The 11,898-nt window shown below is 56.9% G+C and carries 10 protein-coding genes; 3 read left to right on the plus strand and 7 right to left on the minus strand.

Translation table 11 applies throughout. From position 1 onward, the window contains the following. Positions 1 to 7: 7 nt before the first annotated feature. Complete coding sequence (locus QP400_RS01615; protein WP_004805655.1) at positions 8 to 1,174, plus strand: hypothetical protein; 1,167 nt, start codon at positions 8 to 10, stop codon at positions 1,172 to 1,174. Here the strand turns inward: QP400_RS01615 and QP400_RS01620 are convergent. The 4 genes from QP400_RS01620 to QP400_RS01635 are packed head-to-tail and all read right to left on the minus strand — an operon-like array spanning position 1,171 to position 5,252. After that, complete coding sequence (locus QP400_RS01620; RefSeq protein WP_004805653.1) at positions 1,171 to 3,360, minus strand: glycosyltransferase; 2,190 nt, start codon at positions 3,358 to 3,360, stop codon at positions 1,171 to 1,173. The two genes, QP400_RS01615 and QP400_RS01620, sit on opposite strands and share 4 nt — an antisense overlap. Continuing rightward, positions 3,357 to 4,022 (minus strand): hypothetical protein, encoded by a 666-nt coding sequence (locus tag QP400_RS01625; protein WP_004805651.1) that lies wholly within the window; start codon positions 4,020 to 4,022, stop codon positions 3,357 to 3,359. The genes QP400_RS01620 and QP400_RS01625 overlap by 4 nt, the downstream gene beginning before the upstream one ends. A gap of 2 nt (positions 4,023 to 4,024) precedes the next feature. After that, positions 4,025 to 4,456, minus strand: coding sequence for a UDP binding domain-containing protein (locus QP400_RS01630; protein ID WP_004805650.1), 432 nt, complete (start codon positions 4,454 to 4,456; stop codon positions 4,025 to 4,027). Next, positions 4,425 to 5,252, minus strand: a complete 828-nt coding sequence (locus tag QP400_RS01635) for a nucleotide sugar dehydrogenase (RefSeq protein ID WP_285462453.1) — start codon at positions 5,250 to 5,252, stop codon at positions 4,425 to 4,427. The genes QP400_RS01630 and QP400_RS01635 overlap by 32 nt, the downstream gene beginning before the upstream one ends. Positions 5,253 to 5,370: 118 nt before the next feature. Between QP400_RS01635 and wecB the strand changes: the two genes are divergently transcribed. Then, positions 5,371 to 6,546 (plus strand): non-hydrolyzing UDP-N-acetylglucosamine 2-epimerase, encoded by a 1,176-nt coding sequence (gene wecB / locus QP400_RS01640; protein ID WP_070425048.1) that lies wholly within the window; start codon positions 5,371 to 5,373, stop codon positions 6,544 to 6,546. Here wecB and QP400_RS01645 read toward each other — a convergent pair. Both QP400_RS01645 and QP400_RS01650 read right to left on the minus strand, forming a co-directional pair. Continuing rightward, complete coding sequence (locus QP400_RS01645) at positions 6,543 to 8,432, minus strand: glycosyltransferase family protein (protein WP_004805644.1); 1,890 nt, start codon at positions 8,430 to 8,432, stop codon at positions 6,543 to 6,545. The genes wecB and QP400_RS01645 overlap by 4 nt on opposite strands. Beyond that, positions 8,432 to 9,412, minus strand: a complete 981-nt coding sequence (locus QP400_RS01650; protein ID WP_004805643.1) for an LCP family protein — start codon at positions 9,410 to 9,412, stop codon at positions 8,432 to 8,434. The genes QP400_RS01645 and QP400_RS01650 overlap by 1 nt, the downstream gene beginning before the upstream one ends. Before the next feature lie 123 nt (positions 9,413 to 9,535). Between QP400_RS01650 and QP400_RS01655 the strand changes: the two genes are divergently transcribed. Further along, positions 9,536 to 10,816, plus strand: coding sequence for a glycosyltransferase family 4 protein (locus QP400_RS01655; protein ID WP_004805640.1), 1,281 nt, complete (start codon positions 9,536 to 9,538; stop codon positions 10,814 to 10,816). Here QP400_RS01655 and QP400_RS01660 read toward each other — a convergent pair. After that, entirely contained in the window at positions 10,790 to 11,854 is a 1,065-nt protein-coding gene (locus QP400_RS01660) for a DUF6270 domain-containing protein (RefSeq protein WP_004805638.1), read from the minus strand. The two genes, QP400_RS01655 and QP400_RS01660, sit on opposite strands and share 27 nt — an antisense overlap. Positions 11,855 to 11,898 lie beyond the last annotated feature (44 nt).

An 11,898-nucleotide genomic window follows, 5' to 3' on the forward strand; every position in this document is an offset into this window, starting at 1 on the left:
GGACGCCATGGTCGCAGTTTCGTACGCTAACTTTGAACTAACGAATAACACTCGTCTTAGCTTTGACGTGCGTAGCGAAGAAAATAATTTTCGCTGTTTCTTCGAATTCTCGCGCCCAATAGTCATCACCGCAAAGACGCTCACCGCAACGCTAGCTATTATTTCGGGGCAGTCTTTCGACCAGATGAGCGTCGACCATGCTCTGCCTGCCCAGTGTGTCGACTTCCTTAGCCAATTTTGCCAATGCCAGCTGTCTGTCGGCTCAGCGGCCCACTCTATTACCAGCGAGGTTCCCAATGCTAAGTGCGGAAATATTGGCCTCAGTTTCTCTGGGGGCTTTGATTCCATAGCTGCCAAGGAACTGCTCGACCCAGACAAGACCATTCTTATTTCGCTGGATTTCGGGGGTAGGTTTGCCCGCGAAGCCGTCTTCTTTGATAACTTTCCCACGCTCACGGTACGAACCAACTTGGTTACCGAAAAGTTCCACCGCCATAGTTGGGCATTTATGGCCCTGGGCGCTATCTTGGCCTCCCCTACTCTGGGTCTAGATGTTCTCTCGTTCGGGTCGATCTTGGAAGCCAGCCCGCAAAATATGCTCTCGGCGGGCCCAGACATGGACACCACCAATTTCCCCGTTTTCGAATTCTTAGGACTGGATTGGTATAACCCCGCCCTCGGCATTACAGAGGTGGGCAGCGCCATCATTGCTGCCCAGACTATTCCCGACCTGCTGGACGATTCCTTAAAATCACTGGCTGAACCGGGAACTGAAAAGCTCTACCGCAAATGGGTGCTGTTGAAGCTGGCTGAACTTTTCACGGGATTGCCGCTGCAAGCTACAGAGCCCAGGAAGCCATACCCGCAGCATCGACTCCCGTTTGGGACGTCATTCGTTTCGCACCTTTTGTCTTTTTACATGCAGAAGAAATTGGGAGCACAGGTACGAGACATTTTTGTTTCGCAGATGCCCGACGAAGTCAACGACTTTATCGAGGGAGCCGATCTGACTTTCTTCGAACGTTACAATTCCAATTTCCTGCAAAAAGTACCTGCCCAATTCAGGGCAGGTCTGATTGCGCGCCTAGCTAGCTTTGGCATCTTGCCGTACACCCAGAAAGATTGGCAGGAATACCACCGTACTTTGGAACTACTCCAAAAGTATGGCCGTTAGCCTTTTTGGCTTATAATCCGCTTCAGCTGGTGCAAGATATCTGCCGAGTTGCCTGCCTCCGCCTTGTAGGTAACCTGCGCCTTATCTAAAGCCGAACCACGTTCTACTAGGGCCCAAATATCGCGCCCGGCGCCCAGGTAGTCGGCATACTTGGACGGCAAGAACGGGTTTATTGGCATAGTGTCCAGGCAGATGGCATCATTTAGCAAAAGCACGTCGCAGCCTTTACACACATTTAGAAATTCCAGGTACGGCAGGTAACCGTTTACGTAGGTAACCAGGTCGATACCGTAGGCGGTTACCAGTTCGCTGACCTCTTTGGGCTTGTTGCAGAACACGTGGAAGCGAACCTTCCGTTGCTCTTCCCGCGAGAGGTTTCGCAGGGCTACAAAGACATCGTCTAGGCCGCGGTTCTTATAAAAAGCACCAAAGTAGGCGATGTTTATATCGCCCTCAGGCATCTGGTACCTGGCTGGTACTGCATCGTAGGCGGTAGCAGGCGGCGTGGGATGGTGCCAGACTTTGGCCTTGGCCCGCACCAACTGTTGCAGCTGCGGCGGGTAATCCATGAGCATGTATTCGAGCTGGTTGTCATTGGTGAAGATCAGCTCGTCTGCAGCAAGGAACGTAGTAAGTTCAATGAGCTCGAAGTAGGAATCTTCCACCATCAATTCGGTGCCATGCTTCTTTAGGTAGCGAAGCATCATGTCCGATAGGTCATCCTTGCCGAAAGCACCTACGCGCAGGTTTCCGGTAACATCCCGGCGCAGCGGATCAGAAAACTCTGCGCTCCAGCGCACTTGAGGATGCCTGCGCTTATACAGGAAGGCAGCCACGTGCGAGGCCGCCCAGAGCGCCCTCGAATACATGGTTTCGTATCCTTCGCCGGCAGCTGCGGCCCGCTCTGCCACCGCTACGCCCTGCCGCGCAAAGGACACCGTCGGATCCCATCCGGAAAACGACACGGGAGCGGTGACTACATACCTATTTGCTATCCACCGATCCGAGATGGTGTTCAAGGAGAGATCCTTATGACGCAGTTTGGCCATGTCATTGCTGATCACGTCCGAGATGCGGCCCATATCGGCAACGACCTTCGCAGCCACGGTTGCGGACGTATCCGAAAATGGCGAGAAGCAGTAGGCAAATACCAGGTTGGTTGCCTTGCCCTTGTTGACCGTCTGCCAGGGAAAATCGAACAGGGAGCGAGCCGCCAGATCCCCCTCCAGCTTGGGGGCTAAGGCCGGATGTTCTTGCAGGTAACGCACCGCAAAACCATATTGGGAGCTGATAAGAGAATCGAGGGCACCCTGGTTATCCCGGTCCTTCACCTCTTGCAACGCGGCGACGCAATCGAGTCGGTCTTCCACGTTGAACTCGTATGAACTCTGCTGCCTGGACACGGATTCTGCCGTAATGTAACGGCGGTACGCGCAATCTTCCTGGGTTGGGAAATGGAAATGCAGTTTCTTACCCGCTAAGGCGGTGGCAAAGTAGACGACGTCCTCGCCAGAAGTCAGGTCTTCCCTGTAGCAAACCTGGCGGGCCAATTCGATCGGAACCAGCTTGCACGCATTGAAGCCGAGCATCCACGGCACCGAATCGACCGGGACGGACTTGCCGGCATTCTGCAAAATCCTCTCTGCAAGGGCATTTTCCTCGACTAATTCGGATCCCTGGTAGTTCAAGATCGGGGCAACCGGGATAATTCCGGGGCCAACCTCTTCTACCAACTGTTCCAGAAAACGCGGTTGTACCGAATCGTCCGCGTCGACGAAGGTGACAAATTCGCCTCGGGCCAGCGACAGCCCAATATTTCGCGCGTGTCCGGCGCCCGTCCGCGCCGCTCGTACCCACCGCAGGTTGGAATACTGCGGCTGCTGAGTCAAAGCCTCAAGTAGCTGCACCATGCCATCGTCGGGACCGTTTAGAACCACCACCACCTCGTAGAGGTTGTTCACCATGGACTGCACTGCCAGCGACTGCAGCGTTCGTTTCAAGGTCGCGGCCGACCGAAATGCTGGCACAATAACACTTACGAGGCACTGTGCCTCCTGGACCACCTGCTCTAGGGCCTTTTGCTCTGCACCTGCCAGAGCGTCCTCTACCCGCTTTATTTCCCGATCTAGTTGCTCATCGTCCAGTAGGATCTGGCGAAGTTCCTCGGATAGGTGTTCGTCTTTCACTTGTGTCCTCCGCGCTCCCACCACTTCAGAGTGAGCGATCCGAGTTTCGAGTTGGCCAGTGCCCTATAGCGGGCTTTTATCCTGTCATTTTCATTCTGCAGGTTCTTTATCTTTGCCACCAGGTGACCGGTTTGTTCAGCGTCCCCCTCGACCGAACTGGCAGCTACAGGAACATTGCGATGGTGGCGAACGTACTTGAGCAGGCCCAAGTAGCTGCCCGAAGATTCTGGCTTGGCTACTTCCTCACCGCCACTAGCCTGCAAGAACGCGTCTTTTGCCCATTCGTTTATGGCATCGGAATCCGTCTTTGTTCCGATCCTAAAGAGCCATCCGTCCCCCACCGGTTCGTAGCCACATACGCCGCTTTCTTGCAGCAGTTGCATCCATGCCACTAGCCACCGGTTGCGCAGCTCGACCGGCTTTCGTAGCAACACGAAACCCGCGCCGCCGCCCTGAGTCCACTCCGCCAGTTGGGGAATAGAAGCCGGATCCGAAGAAACCAAGATGACTTGGGATTCTGGGGAAGATTCTGGTAGCTCGTCCTGCCCCAACAGAGCGATGCGCGCCCCCGCCGGCAGGTGCAACTGCGCCAATTGCGGAACCGGCAGCTGCTCCAGCATAACGGTCGTGTCCTTGTCCGACGCCACAATGCTCTTGCCCATAATTACTTACCGATGTAGTTGAAGGTCTGGTCTGCCTGCAGCCCGGACAAGAATTCCGGGGTGAACTGGTCATGTCCAACCAGCACTAGGACTAGGTCATACCCCCTGCCAGGATTGGCAGTGTCCTTGAGTGTTGCCCCCTTGCCGCAGAGGATGTCTGGCAGTTCTGCGATATTCGGTTCGTAAACATCGAACTGTCCTTTGCCGCCCTCTATTAGCTCCGTCGCAATGCGAAGCGCCGGCGATTCACGCAGATCGTCAATATTCGGCTTGAAGGCTAGCCCTAGGATGGCCACCTTAGGCGCCTGCTTCCCTTCCAGAGCGGCACGCACCTGGCTTAGCACCCACTTGGGTTTCGCATCATTGACCTGGCGGGCAGTATTGATCAACCGCGAGTTCTTCCTATCGGCCGACACGATGAACCACGGATCCACCGCAATGCAGTGTCCCCCCCACGCCGGGGCCAGGCCGCAAAATGTTGACCCGCGGGTGCTTGTTTGCCAGTTCGATTAGCTCCCACACGTCAATGCCCAAGTCCTGAGCAATAAGCGAGAGCTCGTTAGCAAAGGCAATGTTTACATCCCTAAAAGAGTTCTCTACCAGCTTGGCAAGTTCCGCCGTCTTCGCATCGGTAGTGTGAACGTGCCCAGCGCAGAACGTGTCGTAGACTTCCTTCGCCCTCTGCGTTGCTTCGGGAGTGAGCCCACCGATAATGCGATCGTTGGCCGTCATCTCGATCATGATGCGCCCTGGCAAAACTCGTTCCGGGGCATGGGCAAACATGACATGCCCTTCGCCCTCGCGCTTCAGGTCGGGGCGAGCAGCGAAAACCCGCTCTGCCATACGCTCGGTAGTCAGCGGCGGCGAAGTAGATTCCAGTACCACCAGTTCGTCGCCCTGCAACTGCGGAATAATCTTGTCGATGGCGGCGTCGATGTATGACAGGTCTGCTTCGTGGTCTCCCTTGAACGGGGTGGGGACGGAAATGATGTATACATCCGAGGCCGGAGTTTCCTTCTGCGCCACCAAGGCATCGGAATCAACTACCTCTTTTAGCGCGCTCTCTAACCCCTCTTCAACGAAGGGCAGCCTGCCCGCATTTACGAATTCGAGAGTACGGTCGGAAACATCTACGCCCGTTACCTTCCAGCCATTTTGAGCCAAAACAACTGCTGTGGGCAGCCCGATATATCCAAGTCCAATTACCGCAAGAGACCCTTGCTCGCGCATACTTCTACCTTCCGTACCACGACTTCATCCAAATATGCATCTAAGGAGAACAAGCACATACGTTCCTGTCGTACATGTTAGTATAATTTGGACTTGGCGTCCCTCGGAAAGAACACAAATGCCTAGGAAACACCGCATTCTGGTGGTTTACGGGACAAGGCCCGAAGCCATCAAAGTTGCCCCCATCATTCGCATACTGCGCACTTCCCCAGATTTTAAAGCAATCACTGTTTCTACGGGCCAACACAAAGAAATGTTGGATGCAGTGAACAGGCTGTTCGAGATCGAACCGGACTACGACCTGAGGGCGTTTGAAAAGGGGCAGTCGCTAAACAAGCTGTCGGCAAAGATCTTCAAACGACTAAGCCCCATTTTGGCCGAGGCCGAGCCTGATGCGGTGTTGGTGCAGGGAGATACCACCACGGTGGCAATTGCGGCCCTAGCCTCCTTCAACATGCAAATCCCCGTCATCCACTTAGAGGCCGGGCTGCGTTCTGGCGACATGTTCTCGCCATTTCCCGAAGAGGCCAACAGGAAAATCACGACGCAGGTGTCCTCGCTCAACCTGGCCCCCACCGAGGTTTCGCGCAACAATTTGCTGCGCGAGGACGTCAATCCAGACACCGTTGCCGTCGTGGGGAACACGGTAATTGACGCCCTGTTCCACGTTCTGAAAAAGCCCGTTTCCTTTGGCGAGCCGGAGCTGCAACGTATCTACGAATCTGATGCTCCCGTGCTGTTACTTACCTGCCACCGAAGGGAAAACTGGGGCAAGCCCATGGATCACGTAGGCCGGGCTGTTCACCAGCTAGCCGGGCTACTCCCCAACTGGCAGATCGTCTTCCCGGCGCACGCCAATCCGACTGTGCGCGCAACAATTGGCCCACACCTAAAGGATGACCAGAACGTATTTATCTGCGACCCGCTCAACTACAACGAGTTCTCTCATATGCAACAGCGGGCCCGGATCATCCTGTCGGACTCCGGCGGCGTCCAAGAAGAGGCTCCCGCCCTCGGCAAACCCGTGCTAGTTCTACGCGAAAACACTGAGCGCCCGGAAGCGGTCCAATCTGGCACCGTGCGGCTGATCGGCACGGATACCAAAAACATCGTCCGCGAGGTCATGCGCCTGGTAGAGCATCCAGAAAAATACGAGGAAATGGCCCAGGCGAAGAACCCCTTCGGCGATGGCAACGCCGCTTCCCTCTCGCTAATGGCTATTCGCAAGCTGCTGAAGAAGCCCATCCCCGAGGTCGAAGAAGGGCCAACCACAGTAGAGCTAAAGAAGGATTAGGGCAGCTCGGTTTTGTTTGGCCGCCCGTAGTGGCTCAGCCTAGAGTTGGCCAGCACCTCAAAGTCTGACACCGCCCAGGTATGTTTTTGCGAACCGCGCATCTGCACAAAGCCAAAACGGGAGGTAGAGAAGATCTTGCCGCCGCTGGCGCTCACATCCTTGAGCAGGGCACTATCTTCGCCCGTGGTGCGGTCGACAAAGCCCACTTCCTGGAGCAGATCACGCCGTCCGACGATCGTCGGACCGGACACGAAGCTGGTAAAGCGATGTTCCCACGGCGTAAACCGCAACACCGTTACGTCTTTAGAGGCCAGATACATGTAGTGCGCATGTTTGCCCACCAGGTCCGCCCCAGAGTAATCGGTAGCAGCTAACTGTTCTAAAAGGTAGTAGGGCGAATACAGATCGTCATCATCCATCTTCGCCACCCAATCGCCCTGGGCTACCTGAAGGATACGGTTGTAGCACTGCCCCAGGGACTCGGTGGCGGGAGCGTACAGCCAAGTCACGTCCAACCCTAATTCTTTGGCCCTCGCTACCTCTGTTCGAGACGGGGTAAACCCATGGGCCAGGATGACCGGGGCCATTTCGACCCCAACCTGCGCATGTAGGTAGTAAAGCACGTGTGCCACCTGCTCCGGCCTATTCGTCGATATCATCGGAGTCACAGTGGGCAGATGCCACTGGGCGCCCTCGAGCCCAATTGTTTGCAGCACTTGGTTTACCCGGTGCGCATAGGTGTGTTCCTGCCAAATGCGCCGCTGCGCCAAGTGCGTCATCCGCGAGCGCAGCTCCTCGTTACCTACTAGTGCCCGCAACGCGTATCCTGCCTCTTGCGAGTTGCCTACCTGCACAACCTCGTCTGGGGTGAAAAAGTTGTCGATGGCGGGCGAGGGTGCAGAAACGATTGGGGTGCCACAGGCCGATATTTCGAAGATTCTTCGCGCACACATGGAGGGCGAGGTCACTACCGAGTTGACGTTCAAAAACGCCTTATAACCGCGATAGGCGGTAAGCATCTGCGGGTAGGCAAGAGAGCCGACTACGCGCTTGTCCAGCGGGGTTGGAAACTGGTAGCGGGGGTCTCCGCCCAGGTAGCGGCTGAAGATGTCGAGCCCCTTGCTCATCCGCGGGGATACTTCGTCGGCGGCCCCCAGCAGCATCCCCATCTGGGCCCGCCGTTCCGGGAACTTGTGGGCAAAATACATGCCGGCAAAGGCAACATCGCGCCGCGGTGGTACCTTTCCCCCTGAGGACAACCGGATTGGGTTATGCACTGACGGTTGAGCGGCAAAGGGCAGCACTCCAACACGCTCGTGGCCAAGATCGGCCCGGTATTGCTCTAGCAGGGTCTGGTCGGTAGTGAAGACGTAGTCAAAGAGGCGAGCAGTAGCGATGGCCTCGTGGTAGTGGGCCGGGTCCTCTTTATTCCAGAACACTGTTGGAATGGACCGCTCCTTGCAGTAGGAAACCAGTTCCTTCAGCCTGCTAGTGGGGGTCTTGGGGCCCACAACCATGAAGCGCCATTTGTCCGAATTGCCGTGCCAGGCAGATTCGACAAACAGCAAGTCAATCTTCTTCCCTTCCAGCTGCTCGCGGAAGCCGCCGGGGCTGACTGGGATCTGGTTCCATTCAAAACGCAGGGCCAGATCGGAAAACTCGTCTAGGATTACCGCCGCAGTTACCTGGTGGCGCGCTGCCTCAGGGGTAGGGATAGGCCAGGAACCAAAGCTCACTGCTTTCCCACCAGCGCTCTTGTCACTAGGAGCGCTCTTGGGAGCCGGCTTTATGTTGATAGCGCGTTGGCGGAGCCGGTGTTCCTTCAGCTGAGCAATCCCGCCGTGACGCAGGTGCCAAAGTTCTTTTCTAAACTCGCTGAGAGCCATTAGTTCACCCTCTTGGAGAGGGCAGGAATCCCCGCTCCAGCATTTTTCAGATAATCCGGAAGCCGGTCTTGAGCCCACGCCTTGGTCAGCGGCTCCAGCGCCTCCATGTCTAGATTGACTATAGATTGCCCGTCCTCGGACATCCCAGTACCGGTAAATGGAGCCGTAATGAAGGTGACGTTCTTAGGGCGAACGCCCCTGGCATCCTTCGCCAGCGAGAGCAGTTCCGTGGTGCCAAGCCCTTCGTCTACCGTCATATCTTTAGATGCTGTTTGGATTAGTTGCAGCGATTTCGAGGGCGAAGAGAGCACGTCCTCGGAGAAAATGCCAGACATGATCGCCCTCATCCACGCCTGCTGCCGCTTCACCCGGTCAAAGTCACCGCCCGGCAAAGACTTGCGTTCCCGCACAAAAGCAAGCGCCTCTTCGCCATTCATCTGCTGGGGCCCCTGAGTAGTTTCGATAGTTACCGTACCCAGGGCATCGGTCAGGGCCGAGAAGGTTTGAAAGTTCACGATAGCGAAATGGTCGATAGGCACGCCCGTCAGCCGCTGCACCGTATCAATGGCCAGCGACGGCCCCCCGTAGGCAAAGGCCGCATTGATTTTGGCCTTGCCGTGGCCCGGAATATCCACCCAGGAGTCACGCGGTATTGACATCACCGTGACCGTGTTATGCCGGCGCGAGAACTGCACCAGCATCATCGCATCGGTCCGCGCTCCCCCCAGCGCCCAGCTGTCCTGATTCGAAGCGTCCAGGCGCACGTCAGAGCCCAGCACTAAGAAGTTAGTAGCGCCCTCGGCTGCAGACTTCGAAATAGAGGGGGCCTTTACCTTCACATGTTGCATATTCCCGGTAACCGAGTGAGACAGCCAGAAAAATAGGCCCACGCATGCAAGAAGGATGACCAGTGCCACCACCGCCAGCACCCTTAGGATCCGGTGAGGCTTCGAAGTGTTTACCCCATGCGAAGTTGGCATAGTCCCTCCTGTTTCGGCTTGCGCCTAGCAACCGTATACTTGCGTCCAGAATATAGTAATTCGGACTGCATTAGATACACTCGTAAAGGTAGTTATTCCCCCGCCCCATCGATCAGATCGCCAATGCAAATCTTAGTTCTTTCTCAACTCTGGGATCCCGAAGAAGGGATCTCGCAAAGGCGTGCCAACAAACTAACCCAGACCCTTCTAGAGGCGGGTCACGACGTCACAGTGGTGGCTTCCCCGCCCCACTACCCCGGGGGCAAGCTCCTTTCTTCGGCTCCAGCACACCAACCCCACGCTTTTGAACAGGTGAGCGCCCACTACCGCATTTACCGGAGCGCATTTCGCGAACACGACTTCTCGTTGCCCTCACGGATCGCCGACCAGGCAGTATTCCTAGCGTCGGCATTGAAAATAGCGCTCGGCCTCTGCCGCAAAAACCACTATGACCTGCTAATCTCCACCGCCCCTCCCATTCCCAACCTCTTCGTGCAACGCCTCCTGGCCGACCTCTTCAAAATCCCCACACTCATAGACCTGCGCGATGCCTGGCCCGACCTACTGGACTACTTGGGGGAAGGAAACACCCCCACGACTGTGGCGGCAAAACTGCGCGCCAAAGTAATGACCGCGCTCGGCGAAATCACCAAGCTAGCAATGGGATGGTGCATCAAAGGCGCCGGCGCCATTACGGTCACGTCAGCCGAATACGGCAACCGGCTCGCCTCCCGCACCAAAGCCAAAGTACTAGTCGTCTACAACACGCTCGACCTGCCCACACAGGTACTGCAGAACACCAACCTACCCGACGACGAGCTGCACGTACTGTATGCGGGAAACATTGGTCGCGCCCAGGGGCTAGGAACCGCCCTCGACGCGCTGCGAATCCTGCAACGCCAAGGCGAAAACGTCCGCCTGCGTCTTATTGGCGGCGGCGCCCACCTCCCCACTCTGCGACGCAGAGCCAAACAGGCGAACCTGCCCGTAGAATTCGTTCGCAGAATTTCCCGCGAAGAACTGGGAAAGCACTTCGAATGGGCACACACGGCACTAGTAACTCTACGAGACTGGAACCCCCTGCGCACCACCATCCCCTCGAAGCTCTTCGACGGACTTCACCGCGGCATTCACCTAACTGTCAGCGCAGATGGTGAACCAGCAGCGATCGTTACCGCCGCGAGCGCCGGGGCGGCAGCCCCCGCCAACGATCCGCAAGCACTGGCCGCCCTCTGGCGCGATCTATTACACCATCCGCACCGTCTGCAGGTGGATGGGGCTGGTCGCAAGTGGATTGCCGAGCACGCTTCTCCCATGGCGCAAGCACGGAGTTATCTGCGCGCCGTCGACCATGCCGTGAACAACAACACTTACCTTCTAAAGCGTTGGCGGAAGCGCAAGTAGACGCCGTAGCGAGCGGTTGAGCTGCCTATAGAATTCGGGTACATAGTGGTAGGGTCCCCGCCCCCACTTGTGCTCCGGATCAGCCACCAGCATGGAGGCATCGTAGTCAATGAATTGCACCGAGGGCGTCAGCCGTCTTACCCGGGCGTAGGTGCGTCTTAGCACAGAATTTGCCCACCGGATCGTTTTTCCATTCGCAAGGTTTTTCCCGGCAGAGTCCGTGGTAGCCCAATAGGCGCGATTTACAATGACTTTACCGCCTGGGGCAGCCGCGACAAGCCGTTTCCAGGCCGGTTCAAATGCCGCCCAGTACCTCTTGGAATCCCAATTCACTCGGTCGTATTTGGCCGCATCGAGGCCGGCCCGTTGCAGTTCATTCGAATACGTAAAGTATCCGCCCTCGCCTTTGAGCAGGGGAAAGCGTTCGTCTACAAAATCTACAAGCAGGCAGGCAGCATGCGAATTGGCGAGCACCCCCGCCGCGGAACGCGCCAAGTCATCGTGTGCCACGCGCCGCTGAAATTGCGACGGGTTGGCCGCCAGGTCTGTGCCCGCCAGTCCGCTAGGTTCCAGGTCGAAGGCGGACGCGACGGACGAGCGGGCGTAATAGTTACCCAGCGATAGGGCTCCCGAGTATTCAAAGGCGTCCCGACTTACGCACGAACCGAACACATCAACCTTCTGGTTCTGCCCGTCCAGGCGCAGGAACGAGGGCGCCCGCCCTCCCTTGTTCACAAAGGTCACCTGCACGTTGTGGCCGGCCTTGTCTGGGCACGAAAACTTGGCAGTAAACGTGGACTCTGCGGCAGGTAGCAGCGCCATTTCTTTCCCGGCAGGTACTGTCAGGAAGACGCGCTGGCTATCGGGGACCAGTAACTGCCCACTTACTATGCCTTCGCCGGCCTCGTTCACCCGGACGCTGGCTTGCAGCCGCGAGCACAGGTAGCTGAAGGGGCCCAGCCCCGTTTTGGGGGCGTAGACGGTGTTATGCAGGCTGAGGGCACGCGGGTGCGCCCCCAAAAAGTTAGCCAGCTGCAATTCACCCTCCAAGCTTTCCGTGGCTACAGGCAGACACCCATTGG

This window comes from Winkia sp. UMB3158, assembly GCF_030217145.1.
GTDB classification, from domain to species: Bacteria; Actinomycetota; Actinomycetes; order Actinomycetales; family Actinomycetaceae; genus Winkia; species Winkia anitrata.

Excerpts from the sequence above, each read along its gene's own strand:
- QP400_RS01615 (WP_004805655.1), top strand. The coding sequence starts at position 8 with ATGGTCGCAGTTTCGTACGCTAACTTTGAACTAACGAATAACACTCGT.
- QP400_RS01625 (WP_004805651.1), bottom strand. The coding sequence starts at position 4,022 with ATGGGCAAGAGCATTGTGGCGTCGGACAAGGACACGACCGTTATGCTG.
- QP400_RS01635 (WP_285462453.1), bottom strand. The coding sequence starts at position 5,252 with ATGCGCGAGCAAGGGTCTCTTGCGGTAATTGGACTTGGATATATCGGG.
- wecB (WP_070425048.1), top strand. The coding sequence starts at position 5,371 with ATGCCTAGGAAACACCGCATTCTGGTGGTTTACGGGACAAGGCCCGAA.
- QP400_RS01645 (WP_004805644.1), bottom strand. The coding sequence starts at position 8,432 with ATGGCTCTCAGCGAGTTTAGAAAAGAACTTTGGCACCTGCGTCACGGC.
- QP400_RS01650 (WP_004805643.1), bottom strand. The coding sequence starts at position 9,412 with ATGCCAACTTCGCATGGGGTAAACACTTCGAAGCCTCACCGGATCCTA.
- QP400_RS01655 (WP_004805640.1), top strand. The coding sequence starts at position 9,536 with ATGCAAATCTTAGTTCTTTCTCAACTCTGGGATCCCGAAGAAGGGATC.